General features: G+C 39.9%; 22 protein-coding genes. 8 read left to right on the forward strand and 14 right to left on the reverse strand.

Annotated elements, in window-relative coordinates:
- Window positions 1-894: a DMT family transporter gene (locus tag EAH57_RS01195; protein ID WP_121928491.1), complete on the reverse strand. Its 894-nt coding sequence runs from the start codon at window positions 892-894 to the stop codon at window positions 1-3.
- 7 nt (window positions 895-901) lie between these two features.
- Window positions 902-1,372 (reverse strand): YaiI/YqxD family protein, encoded by a 471-nt coding sequence (locus EAH57_RS01200; protein ID WP_121928492.1) that lies wholly within the window; start codon window positions 1,370-1,372, stop codon window positions 902-904.
- Window positions 1,373-1,596: 224 nt separating this feature from the next.
- On the opposite strand from EAH57_RS01200, the gene EAH57_RS01205 reads away from it, so the two are divergent.
- Together EAH57_RS01205 and EAH57_RS15910 are read left to right on the forward strand one after the other, a co-directional pair.
- Window positions 1,597-2,535, forward strand: a complete 939-nt coding sequence (locus EAH57_RS01205) for a hypothetical protein (protein WP_121928493.1) — start codon at window positions 1,597-1,599, stop codon at window positions 2,533-2,535.
- A gap of 36 nt (window positions 2,536-2,571) precedes the next feature.
- Entirely contained in the window at window positions 2,572-2,715 is a 144-nt protein-coding gene (locus EAH57_RS15910) for a hypothetical protein (RefSeq protein ID WP_004668950.1), read from the forward strand.
- Between the two features lie 71 nt (window positions 2,716-2,786).
- Here the strand turns inward: EAH57_RS15910 and serC are convergent, their stop codons facing one another.
- Complete coding sequence (gene serC / locus EAH57_RS01210; protein ID WP_121928494.1) at window positions 2,787-3,866, reverse strand: 3-phosphoserine/phosphohydroxythreonine transaminase; 1,080 nt, start codon at window positions 3,864-3,866, stop codon at window positions 2,787-2,789.
- 346 nt (window positions 3,867-4,212) lie between these two features.
- Here serC and EAH57_RS01215 point away from each other — a divergent pair, with 346 nt between their 5' ends.
- Genes EAH57_RS01215 through EAH57_RS01230 form a run of 4 tightly spaced genes read left to right on the forward strand, consistent with a single transcriptional unit; the run spans window position 4,213 to window position 9,116 of the window.
- Window positions 4,213-5,709 carry a TolC family protein gene (locus tag EAH57_RS01215; protein WP_121928495.1) on the forward strand — a complete coding sequence of 499 codons (1,497 nt, stop codon included), beginning with the start codon at window positions 4,213-4,215 and terminating at the stop codon, window positions 5,707-5,709.
- A 12-nt stretch (window positions 5,710-5,721) separates the two neighbouring features.
- Entirely contained in the window at window positions 5,722-6,873 is a 1,152-nt protein-coding gene (locus tag EAH57_RS01220) for an HlyD family secretion protein (protein WP_121928496.1), read from the forward strand.
- A gap of 3 nt (window positions 6,874-6,876) precedes the next feature.
- Window positions 6,877-8,007 (forward strand): ABC transporter permease, encoded by a 1,131-nt coding sequence (locus tag EAH57_RS01225; RefSeq protein WP_121928497.1) that lies wholly within the window; start codon window positions 6,877-6,879, stop codon window positions 8,005-8,007.
- On the forward strand, window positions 8,004-9,116 hold the full coding sequence (locus EAH57_RS01230) for an ABC transporter permease (RefSeq protein ID WP_121928498.1): 1,113 nt from the start codon (window positions 8,004-8,006) through the stop codon (window positions 9,114-9,116). The genes EAH57_RS01225 and EAH57_RS01230 overlap by 4 nt, the downstream gene beginning before the upstream one ends.
- 100 nt (window positions 9,117-9,216) lie before the next feature.
- Here EAH57_RS01230 and gyrA read toward each other — a convergent pair whose 3' ends face one another.
- The 6 genes from gyrA to xerA form a co-directional block, all read right to left on the reverse strand.
- Window positions 9,217-11,949, reverse strand: a complete 2,733-nt coding sequence (gyrA, locus tag EAH57_RS01235; protein ID WP_121928499.1) for a DNA gyrase subunit A — start codon at window positions 11,947-11,949, stop codon at window positions 9,217-9,219.
- A gap of 327 nt (window positions 11,950-12,276) precedes the next feature.
- Window positions 12,277-12,909: a hypothetical protein gene (locus EAH57_RS01240; protein WP_121928500.1), complete on the reverse strand. Its 633-nt coding sequence runs from the start codon at window positions 12,907-12,909 to the stop codon at window positions 12,277-12,279.
- 196 nt (window positions 12,910-13,105) lie between these two features.
- The gene (locus tag EAH57_RS01245) at window positions 13,106-14,041 is read right to left on the reverse strand and encodes an FAD-binding protein (protein ID WP_121928501.1); all 936 of its coding nucleotides are present in this window, start codon (window positions 14,039-14,041) and stop codon (window positions 13,106-13,108) included.
- 17 nt (window positions 14,042-14,058) lie between these two features.
- Window positions 14,059-14,808 carry an electron transfer flavoprotein subunit beta/FixA family protein gene (locus tag EAH57_RS01250; protein WP_004668959.1) on the reverse strand — a complete coding sequence of 250 codons (750 nt, stop codon included), beginning with the start codon at window positions 14,806-14,808 and terminating at the stop codon, window positions 14,059-14,061.
- Between the two features lie 466 nt (window positions 14,809-15,274).
- Window positions 15,275-15,856: an HD domain-containing protein gene (locus tag EAH57_RS01255; protein WP_121928502.1), complete on the reverse strand. Its 582-nt coding sequence runs from the start codon at window positions 15,854-15,856 to the stop codon at window positions 15,275-15,277.
- Window positions 15,846-16,739 carry a site-specific tyrosine recombinase/integron integrase gene (gene xerA / locus EAH57_RS01260; RefSeq protein ID WP_171407354.1) on the reverse strand — a complete coding sequence of 298 codons (894 nt, stop codon included), beginning with the start codon at window positions 16,737-16,739 and terminating at the stop codon, window positions 15,846-15,848. Before xerA ends, EAH57_RS01255 begins: the two co-directional genes overlap by 11 nt.
- Window positions 16,740-16,900: 161 nt before the next feature.
- Between xerA and EAH57_RS01265 the strand changes: the two genes are divergently transcribed.
- Window positions 16,901-17,512 carry a LysE family translocator gene (locus EAH57_RS01265; protein WP_121928503.1) on the forward strand — a complete coding sequence of 204 codons (612 nt, stop codon included), beginning with the start codon at window positions 16,901-16,903 and terminating at the stop codon, window positions 17,510-17,512.
- Window positions 17,513-17,514: 2 nt separating this feature from the next.
- Here EAH57_RS01265 and EAH57_RS01270 read toward each other — a convergent pair whose 3' ends face one another.
- From EAH57_RS01270 to EAH57_RS01290, 5 genes are all read right to left on the reverse strand, one after another.
- On the reverse strand, window positions 17,515-18,120 hold the full coding sequence (locus EAH57_RS01270; RefSeq protein ID WP_121928504.1) for an alpha/beta fold hydrolase: 606 nt from the start codon (window positions 18,118-18,120) through the stop codon (window positions 17,515-17,517).
- A 58-nt stretch (window positions 18,121-18,178) separates the two neighbouring features.
- Entirely contained in the window at window positions 18,179-19,033 is an 855-nt protein-coding gene (gene dapF / locus EAH57_RS01275) for a diaminopimelate epimerase (protein ID WP_121928505.1), read from the reverse strand.
- A 6-nt stretch (window positions 19,034-19,039) separates the two neighbouring features.
- Entirely contained in the window at window positions 19,040-20,290 is a 1,251-nt protein-coding gene (gene lysA, locus EAH57_RS01280; RefSeq protein WP_121928506.1) for a diaminopimelate decarboxylase, read from the reverse strand.
- Window positions 20,291-20,312: 22 nt separating this feature from the next.
- Window positions 20,313-20,552, reverse strand: a complete 240-nt coding sequence (gene lptM / locus EAH57_RS01285) for an LPS translocon maturation chaperone LptM (protein WP_121928507.1) — start codon at window positions 20,550-20,552, stop codon at window positions 20,313-20,315.
- Between the two features lie 130 nt (window positions 20,553-20,682).
- Window positions 20,683-22,191, reverse strand: coding sequence for an alanine/glycine:cation symporter family protein (locus EAH57_RS01290; protein ID WP_121928508.1), 1,509 nt, complete (start codon window positions 22,189-22,191; stop codon window positions 20,683-20,685).
- 354 nt (window positions 22,192-22,545) lie between these two features.
- Here EAH57_RS01290 and radA point away from each other — a divergent pair, with 354 nt between their 5' ends.
- A complete protein-coding gene (radA, locus tag EAH57_RS01295; protein WP_005195710.1) occupies window positions 22,546-23,934 on the forward strand; it encodes a DNA repair protein RadA in 1,389 nt (462 codons plus the stop codon).
- Window positions 23,935-23,967 lie beyond the last annotated feature (33 nt).

The following is a 23,967-nucleotide window of genomic DNA, read 5'->3' on the forward strand; positions in this document are numbered from 1 at the left end:
TTATATTTTTAAACGGTGATATGCACTTAGATCTCTAAAGAAATATAAGAATAAGCCAAATAGAATAATACTTGCGCCAGCAACCACTTGAACTGACAATTGTTCATGGTTGAGATATGCACCAATCAATATTGCTAACATCGGCGTCATCACCGTGGTCAACGATAAGGTCGTCGCCTTTAAGTTTTGGACCAATTTAAAATAGCAAAACATCGCAATTAACGATGCCACAATCACAGTATACGCCAGTGCCAATAACGATTTCGCCGAAGGAATCTGTGTCGGTGCGTATTGCCAAATCCAAGGTAACAGCAATAATGCACATAAAGTCGAAATGAGAATCGAACCCGTGGCTTGCGCCATCGGTTGTACATCTGCATTGATCTTTTTCACCCAAAAAATTGACAATGAATAAGAAAAAACACTCAATAACATCAGGACAATACCGATCGGCTGTACGTGTTTTTGATTGCCACTAAGACAAATCATAGCCAGTCCAATAATCGATATAGCCATCCCCAACCATTGCCAAGCAGCAAGTTTCTGTTGAAAAGCAAATCGCCCTATTAAGCCCGCCATAATTGGGGCTAAACCAAACATCAATGCAATCAAGCCAGAACTTAAATAAGCTGTAGCGGCATAGGTAAAAATCTGTGAGCCAATCAAACTCAAAGAACCAGCGACATAACTCAATAGTGCAAGTTTATGGGTTGGAAATTTAACTTTTAAAAACAGTAAAACCGATACTGCCAAAGGCAGTGCAATTAAAAACCGTAACAGTAAAGCCCACATCGGATGTAAATCAGAAACACTCCAAACAATTGCTAAAGGCGTTGATGCCCAAATAAATATTAACAAAACGTAAGTGAGCATTAAATTAAGACGTGAGGGCATATTCTGCTCAAGAAGCTGTTTTACGTTTTTGTTTGAAAATCGTTTGGTCTAATGAACTAGAGAATTCCCGCTTATCTCTTTCTGAAATCGGAGGTGGTCCACCAGTCTGAACACCAGCACCACGCAAAGTATCCATAAAATCCCGTAAATGTAACCGCGCTTTGACATTTGCAGTGGTATAGACCTCACCACGAGGATGAATTGCGATTCCCCCTTTTTCGATCACTTGGGCTGCAAGTGGAATGTCTTGCGTAATGACAATATCATTCTCCTGCATACGATCAACAATTTCTTGATCAGCACGATCTGCCCCACTCATGACTTGAATCGATTTAATTCGTATGGATGGTGTAATGCCGACATTTTGATTGGCAACAAAAATAACTTCGAGTTGATAACGATCAGATGCGCGAAGAATCACTTCACGTAAAATTCGAGGTAAAGCATCCGCATCTACCCATAATTTAAATGGCAGCACGTTGGCACAAGCTCATATAAATAAAAAATATAGTGTAGCAGATTGCTACACTAATAGAGCCAGCATCAAAAAACTAAACCAGAGTAATCGTTATGAGAAGAAATTAAATGGAGAGTTAGGACTTACATGAAAAATTAAATTTATAGAATTACATATCCAGACTTGAAATATGACAGTTACCCTCGATTTAATAGAATAAGTTCAATCTTTTTGCATCGCGCTTTATGAAAAATCAAAACAGTCCAGAAACGATTACAATTCAAGATCAAAATTTCGGTAACCACGTTGAACACTGGAACTTATTGACCGATACACCTGAAACCGATGTTCCTAAATGGTTAGGGTTGGCACTGGATGCACCTGTGATGCCAATGGGTCTATGTGAAGATGAACAAGAGATGGATCAATCATTTTGGCTGATTCAGGGACCAAGTGGTGAAGCAATTTCAATTAATCAAATTATTGCAGTAGAAGATCAAAAACCTCGCGCATTAAAAACAGCTTTTCCAAGTTTTGAAAGTCCATATAAATATGAAGCAAAAATCGAGCGAATTATTAGTTGTGATTCTGAAACTCAAGCTGTATTGCGTTTAAGTTTAAATACCAATACCGTTATTTATGCCTTTGATAATTTATTCAGTGTAAATCATTGCAAATATGATAAGAACCAAACTTATCAAGTCCAATTTAATGCTTGGGCTTATGAATTAGAAATCGTTGCTGACGGTGAGAAAATCATTGTTGATGATCCCGCTTCAATTAAACATCACCGTGCATTAAATGCAATTTTGACCGAACATAATGGGATTGCACCAGAAAACTTACAAGAACTTATTAATGATTGGCAACCAAAAACCCCTGAAGATCAAGAACCTGTAACTGTCGACTTTTCTAAAATGGTTGCCTATTTATTCGGTGAAACATTAGGTCAAGAAGATGAAGCATGGTTCCAAGGAAATATCGTCGGAAAAACCACAATGCAGTTTATGCAAGATGAATATACCCTATATGACGTGACTTTAGTTTTAGAAGATGATCTCCCTGCAATCGTCATTCGTATTGCAACTAAAAATGATTTGTATAAAAACTTTAACATTGGCCAATATATTCGTGGCAATCTATGGATTCAGGCCAATATTTATGCTAAAACAGCTTTAAAGTGACAAAAAATCACATAAATGGCATTTTTAGGCGTTCTAATGAAAATTATACCAGAACAAACGACCACCAGTCTTATTCATTCGAGTGATCAAGGTCTTAAACTTGATGTTGGTGCTTATTGCTTTTTTTTACTTGGTATGTTTTTAGCAGCACTCATTTTTCATCAAATTGGCTTGTTCTAATTGTTGACCATTAACATATTTATAAATAAATAAAAGCCCTCGTCGAGGGCTTTTATTGTATCTAGTCAAATTTAACCATGTCGTTTTACAAACTCATCCATAAAGCTCACCAATGCTTGAACGCCTTCTAGCGGAACAGCATTATAAATACTGGCGCGCATGCCGCCTACTGAACGATGACCTGCCAAGTTAAGCAAATGACTTTGCTCTGCTTCTTTTAAGAAGGTCTTTTCCAGTGCTTCATCCGCCAGTGTAAATGGCACATTCATCATTGAACGATTTGGCAGTGCAATTGGGTTGTTATAAAAATCACTAGAATCAATATAACCATAAAGTAAATTAGCTTTCTCTTGGTTAACTTTATACATTGCGTCTACACCACCCTGCTCAAGTAACCACTCAAAGACTAGACCTGATAAATACCACGCATAGGTTGCTGGTGTATTGACCATTGAGCCATTTTTAGCTTGGTCTGCATATTTTAAAATACTTGGAATATCCGATTTTGCTTGATCAAGTAAATCATCGCGAACAATCACAATCGTTAAACCGGCTGGTCCGATATTCTTTTGTGCGCCTGCATAAATTAAACCGAATTTGTTTACATCTAATGGTGCAGACAAAATACTTGATGAATAGTCACAAACTAAAGGTGTATTTACTTCAGGAACACTCGCAAATTGTAAACCACCAATAGTTTCATTATCCGCATAATGTACATAAGCAGCATCTGGAGAAAGATTCCAAGTACTTTGTTCTGTGATTGCATGTTTTCCTTCAATCAGCGTGCCGGCTTCCACAACATTAATATCACCATAGCGTTTCGCTTCTTTTAATGCTTTTTCAGACCAAATTCCAGTATGAATATAATCGGCCTTATTATTTTTTCCAAGCAAGTTCAACGGAATCGCTGAAAATTGTAAGGAAGCCCCACCTTGTAAGAACAAGACCTTATAGTTCTCAGGAATATTCATGAGTTTTCGCAAGTCAGCTTCAGCTTTTTCTGCTACAGCAACATAGTCATTGCTACGATGACTCATTTCCATGATCGACAAGCCCTTACCTTGCCAATCCAACATCTCTTGTTGAGCTTTTTCTAAAACGGCAGTAGGTAATGCAGCAGGACCAGCGCAGAAATTATAAGCACGCATGAATTTTCCCTTGTCAAAGTGAAACAAATTGAGATAGGAATTTAATCACAGATTGACGCAGCTTGCAGCAGCTTATCGAGTAAATATTTCAATTTAATCATCTAAATCCTATTAATTTTTCAATCATGTTTCTGCCTTTAAATTTATTTTAATAATAATTTAGATGAATATTTATAAGCTTCAAAAATGAGATTTATCCTGTTTTTACTAGATTAAAAACTCTATTTTTTACAAATTGAATACACCAATCAGAGCGATATAACTATTTAATTAAAAACATAATATTTAAATTTTATAAAAACAATTTAGACTAACTCAGGATAATATTAAATTGCGACATACCATAATGTTGAAACGACATGATCGACCAAGTTTTAAGGTCAAACGGCTGCCTAAACAACTCAGCTTGAGTATTCACTTGATCAGCTGTGCTCTATTTTCGACTTCGCTATTTGCCCAGACGTTGAGTTATAACCAAGCCGAACAATATGTTGTCGAAAATGCTTATGCGTCTCAAGCACAACAAGCTTTGCAACAAGCCTCACAACTTGAAATGGAAGCGGTCAAACATTTAGGTCTTCCACGCATTGATTTAAATGCGCGTGCTTACTCTTTTCATAGCGAAACCAGCGTACCTTTAGAGTCAAGTAAACGCAGACTCGAAAACTCCCTGACACGTGGTTTTGATGACAAATTATCACAATGGGAAAATGTACTTTCGCCCGAGGCGATTGATCAAGTCAGTCAGGGTTTCGATCAAACCGTAAATGATGGTCTCAATAAAGTTCCAAATAATCTAGATGTCACCATTAAAGATCATGATGTCCGCACCTCAGTCTCGATGGTCATGCCACTTTACACAGGTGGGAAAATCAATAGCGCCAAACAAATTGCCAATATTCAGGCACAGCGCTCAAATATAAGTGTGAAACAACAACAAGATTCACAGCGTTTTGAAATGATTCAATCTTATTTTAATGTGCAATTACAACAGCAACTGCTCAACGCGAGTCTGTTTAATTTGAATGCCATGCAACAACACTATAACAATGCACTTAAATTGGAGCAGCAAGGCTTTATTAATAAAGGGCAACGCATGCAATTTGAAGTGGCACGCAATAATGCTGAACGTACTTATCAAAATGCACAATCGAATTTGCGTGCCAGTCAATTTAGTCTTCAAAATCTATTACAGACTAAAGAAGGCTTAAATCTCAGCACCCCACTCTTTGTAAATACCGTAGAAAACCATTCTCTGGATAAATTGCTGGCCAGCTATGACCAAAATTCCAGCTTGGTCAAAAAGTTGCAGATGGATACTCAACTTGCCAATGAAAATGTAAGAATCCAACAAGCAGCCAAAAGACCCAGCCTTTTTGCTTTTGGTGAATATGGCCTAGATGACAAAGAAAATTGGATTGTGGGCGTGATGGCAAAATACAATTTATTTTCTGGAATAGATAAAAACAAAAATGTGCATGCAGCAGAGCTTAAGCGTTTTGCGGCTGAGCTCATGACTGAACGTACCAAGCAAGAAATCGAAAACGTATTGTACAAATCTTATAGTGAATTAAATGCCTCTCAAACCAGTCATCAACTTCTGACTCAGAATACCAAAGCAGCCCAAGAAAACCTGCGTATTCAACAACTCTCATTTAAAGAAGGTATGGGTACTGCCACCCAAGTCATTGATGCTCAAAATGCATTAAGTGCTTTAAAAAGTGAAATGGCGCTTAATTCTTATAAATACATTTTATCTCTGGCCACTTTGCTACAAAGCTACGGTTCTATTGATGAATTTAAGCTTTATGTGAACCAGCCACGTACTGACTATATCCGCTAATTGGAGAATATTATGAGCCAAAATCAATCATCATCCAATTCAGAACGCGATACAGATGACGTGGAAAAAGTTACTAAAAATCAATCAACTGAGTCAAGCACTCAACAAGAGTCTTCAACAGAAACCGTTGATGAATCCAAAGTATCAGCGACTCTAAAACAACCAACTGAACCACCAAAGAACAGCAAAGCCAAAATCATTGCTTTGGTTGTACTTTTATTATTACTCGGTTTAATTGTATATGGTCTATGGAAAGCCTACCAACCCAAAACTATCGAGTTACAAGGTCGTGTTGAAGCAGAAACTGTCCATATCAGCACCAAAGTACCCAGTCGAATTGAAGAATTTTATGTTTCCGAAGGACAAATCATTAAAAAGGGACAGCCTTTAATTCGTTTTGTCAGTCCAGAATTAGAAGCAAAAAGCGAACAAGCGAGAGCTGCGCTACAAAGCGCGACGGCCTTCCACTCCACCGTTTATCGCGGTGCGCAACAAGAAAATATTGAAACCCTTTATGCCAATTGGCAAGCCATGAGAACACAAGCAGAATTAGCTGCAACCACATATAAACGAGGTGCGACTCTATTTCAACAAGGGGTTATTTCTCGTCAACGTCGTGATGAAATGTTAGCCGCACAAACATCTGCTCGTGAAACTGCCGAAGCCGCCTATCAACAGTACGCACGTGCTAAACGTGGTAGTACTGAACAGCAAAAATCAACAGCTGATGCACAAGTTGCCATGGCTCAAGCTGCTGTTAAAGAAGCCCAAGCACTCACTGAAGAAACCAAACTCTATTCGCCAACAGATGGCACCGTTTCTAAAACCTACGGCAAACCAACTGAGTTCGTCGCAACAGGCGTGCCTGTCGTCAGTATCATTGAAGACCACGATTTGTGGGTTAGCCTCAATATCCGTGAAGACATGTATAACGCTGTCTATAAAAGAAAAACACTTGACGGTTTTATTCCAGCCCTAAATCAAAACGTCACCTTTAAAGTCCAAAGTATTGATGCTGAAGGTGATTTTGCAACCATTAAAACCACACGTCAAACTGGTGGTTATGATATTCGTAGCTTTAAGTTCCATTTAGTTCCTGAACAATCTATTCCTGACTTAAAAGTGGGTATGAGTGTATTATTTAAAATCGAAGAGGCAAAATAACCGATGTTTGCTGTGATGCTTCGGGAATTGCGTTATTTAAAGCGCCATAAAGTTGATCTTTTTATGGCAGTCATTGCCCCTTTGCTAGTGATTCTACTTTTTGGCAGCATGTTTTCTGCGGGTAAAGCTGAACATTTACCGATCGTTGTGATTGACCAAGATCAAAGTGAAATGAGCCGTAAGGTCATTCACGCTCTTAGTATTAACCATGCTTTGAAAGTCAAAACGATCACCGAAAGCCAAGATGAAGCTGAACACTTGATTAACCAAACCAAGGCTTGGGGATTCGTTTTAATTCCAGACGGTGCAGAACAACGGCTGGTCAGAGCACAAGATGCGCAAATCAGTATCGCCTACAATCAGTCTTTCTTTAGCATTGGTAGCACGGTTTCATCTGCTATGCTGATCAGTACCTTAAATGGTATGGCGGATTACATGGGACAAAGTTATCTTGCCAATACCATCCCCTATTTAGATATACCCACACCACACATTAAAGTATCTACACTCTATAACCCCAATATGAGTTATGAATTGTTCTTAGAACCCTTTATGGTACCTGCTGTTCTCCATTTACTCCTATGTTGTTGCGTTGCCTTTGCAATAGGACAAGAACTCAAGCGAAAGACACTTACAGAATGGGTCAACTCAAAGCAGGTTATTACGAGCTTACTTGGTAAAATATTAGTTTATGTTTTAATTTTCTGTGCATGGACCTGGTGCTGGATGTTTTGGCTAGCGCATATTCGTGGCTATTTCATCGCTGGTTCGATCACACTTATTTTACTTGCACAATTCCTACTATATTTCGCTTATGCAGTGATTAGTAGCACGGTCGTTTTAGCGACCCGAGATCTACCAAAAACTTTTGGTTTTATTGCACTCTATGGTGGTTCTTCTCCGAGTTTTTCAGGGATTACACTCCCCTTAAATAATGCGCCTGTTTTTACCCAATTTTGGTCAATGATTATCCCATATACCCCTTATGCAAAACTACAGACTGAGCAATGGGTCATCGGCAGTGATGTATATGTCTCGCTGCTGCCTTTAGGTATTTTAGTCATTTTCTGTGCGCTTTATTTTGGATTAAGTGTTCGTCTCTTAAAGAAAAATGTACAGGAGATTATCTCATGAAGTCATTTTTCCATTACTACATTCAAACCTTTAAAAATATTTTTGCCAATAACTCAGTGTTTACTACATTAATCGCAGCAACACTTTTGTATAGTTTTTTCTATCCAACGGCATATAAAGCACAAACGGCAGAGAATATACCCATCGTCATCGTGGATGAAGAACAAAGCATTCTTAGCTCCAAAATTATTAGTCAAGCGTCGAATAGCCCTCATATCCAGATCACAACAGTAACGGATAATTTTCTAGAAGCCCAACGATTGGTTCAAAATCAAAAAGCTGAGGGAATTTTGCTATTACCTGAGAATCTCACCAATAGTTTAAAGCGTGGGGAGATGGGAGGCATTGGGCTTTACCTGAGTACCGCATATTTTATACGAACCAAAGAAGTTGGCCTTGGTTTAGCAAGTTCAATTGAATATACCTTGCAAGAACACTTAGAAAAATTTGGTAATGCATCACAATTCCATCCAGAACTCTCGATTCACCAAATTCCATTGTTTAATACTTTGTCAGGTTACGGAAGCTATATATTTCCAGCGGTTGCAAGTTTAATTGTCCATCAGACCATTTTACTTGGACTCGCCATGCTGATTGCCAGCTATCGTGAAAAAGGCTGGGTAGCGGAAAGGTCAGAATTTTGGGCTGTATTTGCAGCAATCCTCACCACGGGTTGTTTAAGCTGTTTCTATTTATTCGGCTTTACTTTCTGGTTATATGAGTATCCACATGGAGGGAATTTTGGGGGCATGTTACTCGCAGTTCCAATCTATGTCAGTTGTGTGATTGGCATAGCTATGCTCATCGGCTCATTAGTCGATATGCCTGAACGTGTGGGACACCTTATCGTGGTGACTTCAGTTCCGCTCTTTTTACTCACAGGTACAGCATGGCCCCATGAAGCCATGCCTGAATGGATGCAATGGTTTGCTTGGCTACTACCATCAACCCATGGTGTTCAAATGTTCATACAACTCAATCAAATGGGTGTACCAACGACGATCGTCATTCCAAAACTAATTTATTTAGCGACGGTGGGTGCCGTTTTATTGGCAATTTCCTACTATCGCTTAGTTATCATGAAACCCACCCATAAGGAAGCTAAATAGCTTCCTTTGATTTCGAATAGAACATCCTGAAAATCAAAGTTAGAGAAGCAATAGATATAAAAAAACCCAAAGAGAACTTTGGGTTTTTTTACAGTTTTATTTACTCTTTGGGAGCATCATCTGTTTGATCAGAAATAGGCGTTTCTGAAGTCTCTGTCTCAGTGACTTGAACCTCTTCTAAAACATCCAACTCTTCATCATCTTCTACTTCAACAGCTTCAATCGAAACAACACCAACCAAGGTTTCAGCTTCGCTTAAACGAATCAGGCGAACACCTTGAGCATTTCGACCTGTAGTAGCAACCTCTGATGCGCGGGTACGAACTAAAGTACCACCATCAGAAATCAACATCAGCTCTTTACTCTCATCAATCGAAACAGCACCCACTAGTTCGCCATTACGTTCAGAGGTTTTGATCGCGATTACACCCTTACCACCACGTTTCTTGGTTGGGAAATCACCTACTGGAGTACGCTTACCATAACCATTGGCACATGCACACAGTACTTCACCTGTTTCTGGAACAACTACAAGCGACACAATGCGACTGATCACATTTAATTCTGCTACATCATCGCCATCATCTGATTCATCATTTTCAATGATGTCGGTCTCTTCAACTTCCAGCACGCTACTTGCAAAGCTGACGCGCATACCACGTACACCCTTCGCAGTACGTCCCATCGCACGAACATCGGTTTCAGCAAAACGGATTGCTTTACCTTCATTCGAGAACAACATAATTTGCTGCTTGCCATCAGTGATTGCAACACCGATTAAGGTATCTTCTTCATTGAGTTCAATTGCACGCAAACCATTTGAACGGACATTACTAAACTGTACCAGCTCAACACGTTTTACCGTACCAGATGCTGTAGCCATAAATACATAATGGTTTTCAGGGAAATCTTTGAGTGGCAAAATTGCAGTCACTGTTTCATTTGCATCAAGTGGCAACAAATTCACAATTGGGCGACCTTTAGCACCACGCGATGCCTGAGGTACTTCAAATACTCTTAAGCGATAAACTTTACCTACATTGGTGAAACACAATACCGTGGCATGGTTTGAAGCAACAATTAAATGCTGGATGATGTCATCATCTTTCATTGAAGTTGCTGACTTACCACGACCACCACGACGCTGCGCTTGATAATCAGAAAGTGGTTGAGTTTTCGCATAGCCTGTTTGAGAAACAGTAAGAACGACTTGTTCTTCTGGAATCAAATCTTCACGACAGAAATCAACCCCAGACTCAATAATCTCTGTACGGCGTCCATCACCATACTGTTGGATGATTAAAGCAAGCTCTTCACGAATCAAGTTCATCAACAAATTGAAGTCATTAAGAATTGCTGTTAATTCAGCAATTTGCCCTAAGATTTCAGTATATTCTGCATGTAGCTTGTCTTGCTCTAACCCCGTTAAACGATGTAGGCGTAATTCTAAAATTGCAGAAACTTGAGTTGGTGATAAACGATAGATGTCACCTGACAAACCAAATGGACGAGCAGGATCTTCACCTTCAATCTCATCTGGACGAACAGAAATTGCACCCGCTTTTTCCAATAAAGCAACGACGCCACCGCCTGACCACTCACCCGTTTGTAAACGCTCACGCGCTTCAGCTGGGTTTGCAGATGTCTTAATGGTCTCAATGATCTTGTCAATATTTGCTAAAGCAACCGTTAAACCTTCTAAGATATGTCCACGCTCACGTGCTTTACGCAATTCGAACATAGTACGACGAGTCACCACTTCTTGGCGGTGACGAATAAACGCCGCAATAATCTCTTTTAGGTTCATCAATTTTGGTTGACCATTATCTAGACAAACCATATTGATGCTGAACGAGTTTTGAAGCTGGGTATGCAGAAATAAATTGTTTACGACAATTTCTGCATTCTCACCGCGCTTCAAATCAATCGCGATACGCATACCATCTTTGTCAGACTCGTCACGAAGCTCAGAAATACCTTCTAATTTCTTCTCTTTAACCAACTCAGCAATACGTTCAATCGTTCTTGCTTTATTGACTTGATAAGGAATTTCAGTAAAGACAATCGTCGTTCGACCTGATTTTTGATCTTCTTCGAAGTGATATTTACCACGAATATGTAAACGACCTTTACCCGTACGATAAGCATCAACGATGCCTGCTTTACCGTAAATAATACCGCCTGTAGGGAAATCTGGACCAGTGATATGCTCCATCAATCCTTCTACAGAAATATTTGGATTATTTGCATAGGCCAAACAAGCATTGACCACTTCGGTCATGTTGTGTGGTGCCATATTGGTCGCCATACCCACCGCAATACCCGTGGTTCCATTAATCAGAAGATTTGGAATACGGGTTGGCATGACTTGAGGAATACGCTCAGAGCCGTCGTAGTTGTCTTCCCAATCGACTGTATCTTTTTCTAAATCAGCCAAAATTTCATGGGTCAACTTCTGCATACGAACTTCGGTATAACGCATTGCTGCCGCGCTATCCCCATCAACTGAACCGAAGTTACCTTGACCATCAACCAACATGTAACGCAAGCTAAAGTCCTGTGCCATACGAACAATTGTTTCGTATACAGCACTGTCACCGTGGGGGTGATATTTACCGATCACGTCCCCGACAACACGAGCAGACTTTTTGTATGATTTGTTATAATCATTGCCCAATTCATGCATTGCAAACAATACACGACGATGAACAGGTTTAAGACCGTCTCTTACATCTGGTAACGCACGAGATACAATTACGCTCATCGCGTAATCTAGATATGAATGCTTGAGTTCGTCCTCAATGGCAATCGGTCTGATTTCCGATACGCTCATGCATACTCCTTTCTACGAGAAAAATCTCGCACTTATATGTCTCAAAACTCGCTAAAAAATCGACTCAAAAAAACCAAATCGACATCAAAAATTCAGTCGATCAGTATAACATATTAGAGACTAAATTTGTGTGCCACTTACGATCTATAACCATGATTCTTTGTATTTATTTCAACCAATTCCATAAACTTTTTGCATAAAAAAACCTCTTAAAAAATAAGAGGTGTTTAATGGTATTAATGCATATCATGCTATCAAGCGATTCAACAATTTAAGCTAACGTTTTCAAAGCAAATAAATCGAAAACAACTTCAATATAGCCTGTCATTAAACTGCTTGATTTTCTACTTCACTCGGTGACTGAGTATGCTTATCTCGATTCATTATTGGTAGTGCTACCAAAAACAAGCCAAAAATCACAAGAAACTCGTACAACTCTTCGACTAAATCTTGATAACGTAAATCATGCAAAAACACACTCGCAATAATACGGTGATGTTCAACCGCATCAGAAACAATCAGACCAAAGACAGCGAGCAAGAACCCCCAAATCGGGATTGATGCATATTTAAACTTAGCCAAGATCTCTTGCCACAATGTTTTTGAAAAGAGCATGAACGTCACAGATCCAATCAATAACACAGATATCGCGCGAAAATATGGTTTTGGTACATCAGGAAAATAATCACGGCCCCAACTGGTACTTCGCCCGAACAGTAGCACCCACCACAATATCGCCCACAACCAAAAAATCTTTTTACCACGCGACAACGTTAAAGGACGCATATAGAAATAACTAAACACGGCAAAAAATAGCAAGAATATTGCCTGCACATTTTCAACTTGTCGAACAAAATGCTCTTGAAATATAGGCACATGAAAATCTGCCAAAAGTGGTATAAAACAAGATAAAACAAAGAGGATGACAACAGGCCACGTAAGACGAGTATCTAGCTGCAAAAACTCAACTCCAAACCAAAAATATGGGTAGTACCAAAAAGCGGCATATAATAGCACAATATGGATTTTGTATCTGCCTCTTTATCTTCCGCTTGTCCATATTTCCAAAGACACTATTTCAATCATTTTTTTCTGAAATCTAATGTAAAAAAAACGCTCCTTTCGGAGCGTTTTTTTAAACTTAATTCAAAAAGAATTAAAGTTTAGATACCAATTCTGGCACAACAGTGTTCAAGTCACCCACTAACCAGTAGTCAGCAACGCTGTTGATCGGTGCTTCTTCGTCTTTGTTGATTGCAACAATGACTTTAGAATCTTTCATACCAGCCAAATGCTGAATCGCACCAGAGATACCGATTGCCATATAGAGATCAGGCGCAACGATTTTACCAGTTTGACCTACTTGGAAATCGTTTGGTACGAAACCAGCATCAACCGCAGCACGTGAAGCACCTTGTGCAGCACCTAATTTGTCAGCTAATGGATCAAGTACTTTATGGTAGTTCTCACCAGAACCTACACCACGACCACCAGAAACAACGATACGCGCAGCTGTTAATTCTGGACGATCAAGTTTCACGATTTCTTCGTTTACAAACTTAGAAATACCAGCATCTTTTGCGTCACTTACCGCTTCAACAGCAGCAGAACCACCTTCAGCAGCAACTGCATCAAACGCTGTACCACGAACTGTACCAACGATAATTGCTTCATCAGATTGAACAGTTGCGATTGCATTACCTGCATAGATTGGGCGCTTGAATGTATTTGCAGAATCAACAGCAATGATGTCTGTGATCATGCTTACATCAAGAAGTGCTGCAACACGTGGAAGTAAGTTTTTACCCGTCGTTGTAGAAGCTGCTAATACGTATTTGTAACCGCCTTTCGCGATGTCAGCAACTAAGCCAGCAACGTTTTCAGCCAATTGATTTGCATACGCAGCATTATCAGCAAGCAACACTTTGCTCACACCAGCAACTTTAGCAGCAGCATCAGCAGCTGCTTGAGCGCCTGAACCTGCTACTAATACAGTAATATCACCACCGATTTTTTGAGCTGCCGCAACAACGTTTAAAGTTGCACCGTTAAGTGTCTGGTTGTTGTGATCAGCGATAACTAAAATACTCATGATTTTATCCTTCTGTATTAGATCACTTTCGCTTCATTTTTCAATTTTTCTACAAGCTCATCTACAGACTTCACTTGTACGCCAGCTTTACGTTCAGCAGGTGCTTCAACTTTAATTGTTTTAAGCTTAGTACCAGTTGAAACGCCATAATCAGCAGGTGACTTAACATCAAGCGGCTTTTTACGAGCTTTCATAATGTTTGGAAGCGCAGCATAACGTGGCTCATTCAAACGCAAGTCAGTTGTGATGATTGCAGGAAGACCAAGCTCAACAGTTTGTAAACCACCGTCGATTTCACGCGTTACTTGAACCTTTCCACCATCAACTTTAACTTCAGATGCGAAAGTACCTTGACCAGCACCAAGTAAAGCGCCAAGCATTTGACCTACTTGGTTAGAGTCATCATCAATCGCTTGTTTACCTAGAAGAATAAGTTCTGGTTTTTCAGCATCAACAACGCCTTTTAAGATTTTAGCAACTTCTAAAGCACCGACTTCATCAGCAGTTTCAACTAAAATACCGCGGTCAGCACCTAAAGCCATTGCAGAACGAATTTGTTCTTGCGCGTCTTTAGAACCCACTGAAACAACAACGATTTCTGAAACCGTTCCTTTTTCTTTTAAGCGAACCGCTTCTTCCACTGCGATTTCACAGAATGGGTTAATTGACATCTTAACGTTGGTAAGGTCAACCCCACTATTGTCCGGTTTAACACGAACTTTAACGTTGGCATCAACCACACGTTTTACAGCAACAAGAGCCTTCATGTAATCCTCGGCTGTTCTAAACAAGTAAATGTAGTAAAGAGCATTCTAACTCTTCGATCGAAACTTTTTAGGTGCCCTATCTTGCAATGTATTTGGCATTTTGGTCAAGTCACAATTTCCGCTACGACCAGAAAAAAGATGAAATGCCCAGTTCACAAATTTAAAACACCTATTCAGCATATAAACTTGGAGTTTGATTAATGTTAATATTACACTTTGATTTTTCTTATAATTTATAAATTCAACGACCTCTAATCAATATATTTCATCGAATAAGCATGATCCGCAAGCGATCTTTACCAGTGAGTTTAGCGATTGCATCTATTTTGCAAAAACTTGGCAATAAAGTAAGAATACCAATTAAACAAATTTTCATGACAAAGTTGAAAGTAGTCGGCTATTAAACACTCAATTTTGCAACATAATATATCGCTTCACCCTAATTGCTTTGTGTTAACAAATCAAATTACCATTTAAACATCGGTAACGGACTCCACGGTTTTTGCACTAAACGTTTTATACCCAAACAAATCAAAGTCTTGTGAAACCCAGAATTTGGAAACTGTCTGGTTAATTTTTTAAACTGGTTCACTGGGATATTTGAACGTAATAAACCTAATGAAAAATCTGCATAATCGGCCTGTCTAAAATATTCAACCAGTGGATATTCCGAAAATTCTGCTTTAGTTAACTTATGATGTTCGGTAATCATCAAGGCGATTTCTTTTTCCCAATCTAACAAATCATTTGCAATAAGGTATTGTTGCATTTGATCTACTGATGGGGAGAGATAATCAATCGTTTTTGCAGTCCAAATACCAATATCGTGAAAAGCAGCAGCGATCGCTATTTTATAAATTGTTTCGCTTCCGTTATCTTGGCATAAGGTCAAACAACATGCTGCAACACGCTTACAATGATTGAGATAACCTTGATAATTCAACTGAATAACAGTCTTGTATTCCTGCAAGATCGTTTCAATCCAAGTGCTACATTGTATAAATGCATCATCATCTAGAGATAATGAAAATTGTTGTTTAATATTCATTTTTCTGTGCTCTTGGGTGGGCTTGATCATATACTTTTGCGAGTTGATCAAAGTCCACATGCGTATAGATCTGGGTCGTTGAAAGATTACTATGCCCTAACATTTCTTGTACAGAGCGTAAATCCCCACTGGCGGAGAGCATGTGACTGGCAAAACAATGTCTCAATAAATGTGGGTGTAAATCAACATCTACCCCCGCTCTTTGTGCTTGCAACTTCACCCTATTTTCAATTTGTCGCGGCTTTAATGTCTGCCCGCGCTGAGTGATAAATACGGCCGAATCCGCAGTGAATTCACCCACCCAAATCCGATAGACTTTAAGCCATTCAATCAGACTTTCTTTGGCTTTACGTCCAAAAGGGACAATACGTGTTTTATTCCCTTTACCGGTGATACGCAATAACAGTCGATTGAAATCAATATCTTTAATGGTCAAACCTTGCAATTCAGCCAAACGTAAACCACTAGAATAGAGCAGTTCCAATATCGCTTTATCCCGCAACCACAATTGTTGATCAAGCGGTTTTTCAGGCGCTGCTTGGTCTAATATTTGATTGACAGTTTCAATATCAATCAAACCTGGTAAAGGTCGAGATTGACGTTTTAATTTAAAATCTTCTGATGGGTTTTGTGCTAAATATTGCCCCTGTTCCGCCCATTTCATAAATTGACGGATGGAAGTCAGATGCCGTTGCAAACTACTTGAGCTAAGTTGATCTCGTTCCACTCGCTCAGCTAAATACTGTCTAAGGTCAGAAGCCTCAACATCTTGTAATTGGAGTTGTTTGTGCTCACAAAATAGAAAAAAATCGGTTAAATCACGCCGATAAGCTGTAATAGTATGCTCAGACTGATTTTGAAGCATCCGTTCTTTTAACCACATGGAAAGCAGTTTTGCAGGGGTTTCCAAATAGCTCTCCATATTATTGAATTCATCATCCTACAGTTTAACAATTTTTTTAGGCTGATGTATTAAACAAATCTTCAAGATCAATCAGGGTTGTAATACAATAAATTTCAAGTTTTAGAACGTGCTTTCTCATAATGACAACAATTCTAATCCCTTATCTGATCGCAATCACACTGCTTACCATCACCCCCGGCCTAGACACGACCTTAATTATCCGTACTGCAACACTCGAAGGAAAATTAAAAGCATTTCAAGCCGCTTTAGGGATTAATGTAGGTTGTATTGCTTGGGGTGTAATCGTCGCTTGTGGTTTAGGGGCATTATTGATGACCTCCGATTTAGCCTTTGATGTTTTAAAATGGATCGGTGCTGCTTATCTAGCATGGCTTGGACTCAATATGATCTTCAAACCTAGAGCAGAACTTGCAAGTACAGCAAATTCTGGATCGAGTCAGAATTGGTTTATCAAAGGTTTTTTCGGAAATTTGCTCAATCCCAAAGTCGGTATTTTTTATATTTCATTCCTTCCTCAGTTCATTCCACATTCAGCCTCACCGATTGCGTGGACTATGGGACTAGTCATGATTCATGTAGTAATCGGATTTATCTGGTCTATGTTTCTAATTTCTGCCATGCAATCCGTATCGCATTACTTAAAACAGCCAAAATTTATTCGCTACATGGATCGAATCACAGGCAGTATTTTTATTCTATTTGCACTGAAACTTGCATTCAGCAAACGTTAAAACTACAAAATTCTGTTTAGGTAGTTGTTGATGTGTTCAGCAACAATCTGTGCATGTGTATGTGCAAACTGGTGATCACCACCCTTAATGACATGCAATTCAGCATGTGAAAAACACTGACTTAGATATTCTCCGACAGTAGGTGGACTCAAAGGATCTTGGTCTCCCCACAACAACAATACATCATTTTTGATTAAACCCAATTCAGCTTCAAAATTGATATTGGCGGTCACAAACCAATCTGGATATTGTAAATAATGCTGACGATATCCTTCTCTCCAATCTTGTACATCAAAAGGCTCCAGTGAAATTCCACCAGATGTCGCAACCAAAACTAATCCTTTTACCAGTTCAGGTTTCGTTAATGCCGCAGCCACAGCAAAAATACCGCCCATCGATTGAGCAACGATGATACATTCTTGTTGTATTTGACCAACGACATAATCAATCAGTTCATCAAAACTTGTTAAGTCATGATTCGCTTCAACACTACCAAACCCCGGATAACCTATAATTTCTTTCGCATATGTGCTTGGCAATAAGTCACGAACAGGCTGCCAAAAGCTCAGATCACCAGAAGCACCGGGTAAAAAGATAATTTTATTCATAAGCAACTTTGTATGAGCCTAAAACAAAAAAGCACCATCATCTGGTGCTCTTTTTTGGTTAACCTTGAAAATATCTTAAATCTAACCGTGCATCATAGACATGTGTAGTTGGACCTGTCATCCAAACCACATCTCCTTCACGCCACGCGATATGTAACTTCCCACCCGCAAGCTGAACCTCAACTTCACTGGCAAGTAGACCACGGCGCATACCACTCACAGCCGCAGCACACGCCCCTGTTCCGCACGCTAAAGTTTCACCTACTCCACGTTCAAACACACGTAAGCGCACGTGTTTTTCATCCAAGATTTGCATAAACCCTGCATTAACACGTTGTGGAAAGCGAACATGAGATTCGACTTGTGGTCCAATCCCTGCAACATCAGCAGTCAGCACATCGGGGACAATCGTAACGGCATGCGGATTGCCCATATTGACCACATCGATGTTAATGCTTTTATCATTGGCCAAGCCAAGTGCATAAAGACCTTCAGCATCTTCATGTGCATCGGTTAAAAATGGGATTTCTTGCGGTAGAAATTTAGGATAGCCCATATTCACACGAACCAAACCATTTGCACCCAGCTCAGGCTCAACTATACCCGCTTTGGTCTGCACACGGATTTTGGTTTTCGTGGTTAAACGACGTTCATGCACAAAGCGTGCAAAGCAACGTACACCATTACCACACTGCTCGACTTCAGAACCATCGGCATTGAAGATACGATACTTAAAATCCACATCTGGAAAATCAGGTGGCTCAACAATCAAAAGTTGATCAAAACCCACACCAAAATGACGATCGGCTAAACGTTGGATCGTCACGGTATCTAAATAAGCGCGCTGGGTAATCAGGTCAACAACCATAAAGTCATTGCCCAGACCATGCATTTTGGTGAATTCTAAATACATCCCGATTTACTCCTGAGGCAACAAATGCTCTTTTTCCCAGAGTGATTCTATTGTTTCACGTTCACGAATTAAATAGGCTTGATCACCATTGACCATAACTTCAGCAGCACGACCGCGGGTATTGTAGTTTGAGCTCATTACAAAACCGTATGCGCCAGCACCTAATACCGCTAATACATCATTTTCCTGCAATGCCAAATCACGCTCTTTACCTAGAAAATCGCCTGTTTCACAAATGGCACCAACTAAATCCCAAGTTTTAGTTTCAACATCGGCATTTGGATTGACGGACTGAATATCCATCCATGCTTCATACAAAGCTGGGCGAATTAAATCATTCATTGCCGCATCAATGATGGCGAAATTGCGATGATTGGTTGGTTTGAGTAAATCAACTTTAGTCAGTAATGCACCAGCATTGGCAGAAATACTACGACCCGGCTCCATATAAACTTTTAAACCGAGCTTTTCTAAAGCAGGTCGAAGTGCATTGGCATATTCTGCAACCGTAGGCGGTATTTCATCTTTATAACAAACACCCAAACCACCACCAATATCAATATGTTTTAGGGTGATACCTAGGCTTTTCAACTGCTCGATCATCAACATCACACGATCAAGTGCATCAACAAAAGGCTTAGTCTCAGTCAACTGAGAACCAATATGACAGTCAATTCCCACGATCTCTAAGTTCGGAAGTGACGCCGCATATTGATAAGTTCCATTTACAGTATCGCTAGGAATACCAAACTTATTTTCTTTCAAGCCCGTTGAAATATAGGGATGAGTTTTAGCATCAACATCAGGATTGACACGTAAAGAAATCGGCGCTTTTTTCCCTAACTTGGCTGCAACTTTTTGAATACGATCAAGTTCGGCATAGGATTCCACATTGAAACAAGCGATACCCACATTTAAGGCTTTTTCAATATCTGCTTCAGATTTCCCTAAACCAGAGAATACAATTTTTGATGGTTCGCCACCTGCAGCCAGCACACGGGCTAACTCACCGCCCGTCACGATATCAAAACCAGCGCCAAGTTTTGCCAAGACATTTAGAACAGCGATATTTGAGTTTGACTTCACCGCAAAACAGATTTGATGATCAATAAAATCAAAAGCACGGTGCATATCCAAATAATGCTTTTCCAAAGTTGCTTTTGAATAAACATACAAAGGCGTGCCAAATTGCTGTGCGAGCTGATCTAATGAACATTGCTCAGCATGCAATACTCCATTAATGCGCGTGAAACTCATGAAAATGTCCTTGTTTACAAACTTAAGGTGACGTTGGTTGTGATTCAGTCGTTGATAATGTTGCTTGGCTTTCCGCTTTCACTTCATCTGCATTTACTTCAGATGAAGCTTTGGCTGTAGACACTTCATTTTTATAAAGCAGGTATTTTGCACGCTTATCATGATTTGGATCAGAAGGAAGTTGCAATGCACCCGACTGACCGCATGCGGTTAATACAACACAACTCAGCAACACACTGATAGAACAAATGACTGGACGCATCTGAGCACCTAACTTTTACAATTCGCAGCAGTATAGCGTGATCAATCGATAGGCTAAAGTCTAAACATAAAAAAACAGCCACAAGGGCTGTTTTTTTATGTTGGGCGATATTTAACTAGAGAAAACTAAATCATTTTTTTTGTTCTTGTTCTTTTTCTTTCTTCAAACGATCTTCCCAGAATGTTGCATTACGGATTCCGAGTTTGACTGGATCAAAAGTAAACTTCGTCACGCCTGCTTTTTGTTGTTGCTCGTAATCGTTGAGAGCCTTGATGGTTGGTTTCCAAATAAAATAGGTCATGATAATACCAATGATATTAATCCATGCCATTAAACCAACACCAATATCACCGATCCCCCAGATATAACCCGTCGCACTAATCACACCATAAATAACGGCTGAAAGAATGAAGCATTTAGTCAGGAACATTAATGAAGGTGTTTTGGTGATATAGCTGAGATAGGTAATATTAGTTTCCGCAATATAGTAGTAGGCAATAATTGTCGTGAAAGCAAAGAAGAAAACTGCAAGTGCGACAAAGATTTGACCAAAACCACCAAAGACCGTACTTACAGCCATTTGAGTGAATGCTGGAGAACCAATTTCAACAGAAGCACCGACATTTTGAACAATAAATTGACCTGCTTCTAAAGTACCTTGAACATTATACATCCCCGTAATCAAGATCATGAACGCGGTCGCAGAACAAACAAATAAAGTATCAACATAGACAGAGAATGACTGTACTAAACCTTGTTGTGCTGGATGTTGAACTTCAGCCGCTGCCGCTGCATGAGGACCTGTACCTTGGCCTGCTTCATTTGAGTAAACACCACGTTTTACTCCCCAACCAATTGCAGCACCGATACCCGCCATTGGTGAAAAAGCATCAGCAAAAATCATTTTTATCACACCCGGAAGTTCTTGAATGTTCATAAAAATGATCACTAGCGCCATGAGAATATAGCCAAGTGCCATAAATGGTACAACATACTGGGCAAATCGAGCGATACGTTTAATACCACCGAAAATAATGACCGATAATAACGTGACAATGATAACAAGTGCCAACAACTTATAAGCACCAACATTGCCAAAAACAATGGCACCGTCACCTGTAATTTGCGTAAATGCATTTCCGACTGCATTCGCTTGAATGCCCGGCAAGAACAAGCCACAGGAAATAATTGCAGCAATCGCAAATAGAATACCTAACCAGCGCTGTCCTAAGCCTTTATCAAAATAAAAAGCGGGACCACCGCGATACTGTCCTTGATATTCAACTTTATAAATTTGACCTAAAGTTGATTCGACATAAGCGGTACTTGCACCTAAAAATGCAACCACCCACATCCAAAATACAGCACCCGGACCACCAAAACCAATCGCTGCGGCAACCCCAGCAATGTTACCTACACCAACACGACCAGAAAGTGAAACGGATAACGCCTGAAATGATGAAATACCCTGCGAAGAGGATGTTCCTTTAATTAATAGCCTTCCCATCTCCTTAAGCTGTCGTACTTGAACAAAACGCGTAAGAATAGAGAAAAATAAACCTGCACCTAAACATAAATAGATTAGCGCGGGGCTCCAGATAATGCCATTTACCCAATTAACAATTTCTGCTGCACTCATATATATCAACCTTTTTTATTAAAATTGGAAATATAACAACCGTTATATTTCCATTTGCTTGAGCATAAGCAATATCTATGCCAATCAACCGTAGTATCATGCCAAGAATTGAACAAATGCTCAAAACCGTCCATGGAAAAAGTGAACTGAACAAGTATATTAACTCAAAAACACACTGTATCTTACTTGTAAAAGTCTTATATCATGTTATTTTGCTGAGCACTTCCCTTTAACCAGTGAGTTACGAAAAGCGCCCTTTTCCCTTCATCCTTATTAAGAGAAATACGATTGGCGCAATGTTTTCGTAATTACTTTACTTTTTAACTAATTTACAGAAAATTTTCAATTTTAAATATGGCAAAAATTAAAACTATTTACCGTTGTGAACAATGTGGCGCAGATCATCCGAAATGGGCTGGGCAATGTACCGAATGCGGTGAATGGAATTGTCTCACTGAAATCCGCATAGAACCGAGTGTCACTCATCGTAGTCAACCCAAAATGGGCGGTGGATATGCTGGTCAAGCAGCAAGCATTACCACCTTAAATCAAGTCTCCGTTTCCAATGAAACCCGCTTAGCCACAGGGGTGAGTGAGTTTGACCGCGTTTTAGGTGGTGGCTTAGTTACTGGTTCAGTGGTCTTGATTGGTGGCGATCCGGGGATTGGTAAGTCCACAATTTTGCTGCAAACTGCCACCCACATGGCCAGCAAAAAAAGCTCAGCACTCTATATCACTGGCGAAGAATCGCTTTCTCAAGTTGCGTTGCGGGCACAACGTTTAGATTTGCCTACCGATCAACTCAAAGTCATGGCTGAAACCTGCGTTGAACGTATCTGTGATGTTTTAGCACAAGTGCGCCCTGCTGTTGCCATTTTGGACTCCATTCAAACCTTATATACCGAAACCTTACAATCTGCACCTGGTGGCGTCTCTCAAATTCGAGAATCTGCAGCATTACTCACCCGTTACGCCAAAAATAGCGGCACTGCTTTGTTTCTCGTAGGCCATGTCACCAAAGAAGGTGCGCTGGCTGGCCCTCGTGTTTTAGAACACATGGTCGATTGCGTGCTCTATTTTGAAGGTCAATCTGACTCACGTTATCGCATGATTCGTGCAGTGAAGAACCGTTTTGGTGCAGTCAACGAACTTGGGGTCTTTGCAATGACCGATAAAGGTCTACGTGAAGTCGCCAATCCGTCCGCAATTTTCCTGAGCCGTTATGATGAAGCCATCCCAGGTTCAATTGTAATGATCAGCCGTGAAGGTACTCGCCCACTCCTTGTTGAAGTTCAAGCCTTAGTCGATGATGCACATGGTCAACCTCGTCGTGTGGCACTCGGTTTGGAACAAAACCGTTTAAATATGTTGCTTGCAGTCATGCATCGACACGGCGGGGTTCAAACTGCTGGTCAAGATGTTTATATCAATGTGGTCGGTGGTTTAAAAATCACCGAGACAGGTTCTGACCTTGCGGTTCTACTCGCCTGCGCATCCAGCTTACGCGGCAAAGCCTTACCTCAACAATTGGCTGTTTTTGGTGAGGTGGGGCTATCTGGCGAAATCCGCCCCGTTCCAAATGGTCAAGAACGTTTAAAAGAAGCAGCTAAACATGGTTTTAAATATGTGATTTTACCTCGAGGCAACGCACCACAAAAACCAATTGAAGGTATCCAAGTGATTGCAGTTGCACGATTACATGAAGCCTTGACTGAAGCGATGCAACTTAGTGATGAATTGTAATAAAAAATATGCTTTTCTAGTTGAAATTCGCAG

It is taken from the genome of Acinetobacter sp. 2JN-4, assembly GCF_003687745.1.
Classification (GTDB): domain Bacteria; phylum Pseudomonadota; class Gammaproteobacteria; order Pseudomonadales; family Moraxellaceae; genus Acinetobacter; species Acinetobacter halotolerans.

What these genes read in the sequence shown, in the direction of transcription:
- EAH57_RS01195 (WP_121928491.1), bottom strand. Translation starts at nt 894, where the DNA reads ATGCCCTCACGTCTTAATTTAATGCTCACTTACGTTTTGTTAATATTT.
- EAH57_RS01205 (WP_121928493.1), top strand. Translation starts at nt 1,597, where the DNA reads ATGAAAAATCAAAACAGTCCAGAAACGATTACAATTCAAGATCAAAAT.
- EAH57_RS15910 (WP_004668950.1), top strand. Translation starts at nt 2,572, where the DNA reads ATGAAAATTATACCAGAACAAACGACCACCAGTCTTATTCATTCGAGT.
- serC (WP_121928494.1), bottom strand. Translation starts at nt 3,866, where the DNA reads ATGCGTGCTTATAATTTCTGCGCTGGTCCTGCTGCATTACCTACTGCC.
- EAH57_RS01215 (WP_121928495.1), top strand. Translation starts at nt 4,213, where the DNA reads ATGTTGAAACGACATGATCGACCAAGTTTTAAGGTCAAACGGCTGCCT.
- EAH57_RS01220 (WP_121928496.1), top strand. Translation starts at nt 5,722, where the DNA reads ATGAGCCAAAATCAATCATCATCCAATTCAGAACGCGATACAGATGAC.
- EAH57_RS01225 (WP_121928497.1), top strand. Translation starts at nt 6,877, where the DNA reads ATGTTTGCTGTGATGCTTCGGGAATTGCGTTATTTAAAGCGCCATAAA.
- EAH57_RS01230 (WP_121928498.1), top strand. Translation starts at nt 8,004, where the DNA reads ATGAAGTCATTTTTCCATTACTACATTCAAACCTTTAAAAATATTTTT.
- gyrA (WP_121928499.1), bottom strand. Translation starts at nt 11,949, where the DNA reads ATGAGCGTATCGGAAATCAGACCGATTGCCATTGAGGACGAACTCAAG.
- EAH57_RS01245 (WP_121928501.1), bottom strand. Translation starts at nt 14,041, where the DNA reads ATGAGTATTTTAGTTATCGCTGATCACAACAACCAGACACTTAACGGT.
- EAH57_RS01250 (WP_004668959.1), bottom strand. Translation starts at nt 14,808, where the DNA reads ATGAAGGCTCTTGTTGCTGTAAAACGTGTGGTTGATGCCAACGTTAAA.
- EAH57_RS01255 (WP_121928502.1), bottom strand. Translation starts at nt 15,856, where the DNA reads ATGAATATTAAACAACAATTTTCATTATCTCTAGATGATGATGCATTT.
- xerA (WP_171407354.1), bottom strand. Translation starts at nt 16,739, where the DNA reads ATGTGGTTAAAAGAACGGATGCTTCAAAATCAGTCTGAGCATACTATT.
- EAH57_RS01265 (WP_121928503.1), top strand. Translation starts at nt 16,901, where the DNA reads ATGACAACAATTCTAATCCCTTATCTGATCGCAATCACACTGCTTACC.
- EAH57_RS01270 (WP_121928504.1), bottom strand. Translation starts at nt 18,120, where the DNA reads ATGAATAAAATTATCTTTTTACCCGGTGCTTCTGGTGATCTGAGCTTT.
- dapF (WP_121928505.1), bottom strand. Translation starts at nt 19,033, where the DNA reads ATGTATTTAGAATTCACCAAAATGCATGGTCTGGGCAATGACTTTATG.
- lysA (WP_121928506.1), bottom strand. Translation starts at nt 20,290, where the DNA reads ATGAGTTTCACGCGCATTAATGGAGTATTGCATGCTGAGCAATGTTCA.
- lptM (WP_121928507.1), bottom strand. Translation starts at nt 20,552, where the DNA reads ATGCGTCCAGTCATTTGTTCTATCAGTGTGTTGCTGAGTTGTGTTGTA.
- EAH57_RS01290 (WP_121928508.1), bottom strand. Translation starts at nt 22,191, where the DNA reads ATGAGTGCAGCAGAAATTGTTAATTGGGTAAATGGCATTATCTGGAGC.
- radA (WP_005195710.1), top strand. Translation starts at nt 22,546, where the DNA reads ATGGCAAAAATTAAAACTATTTACCGTTGTGAACAATGTGGCGCAGAT.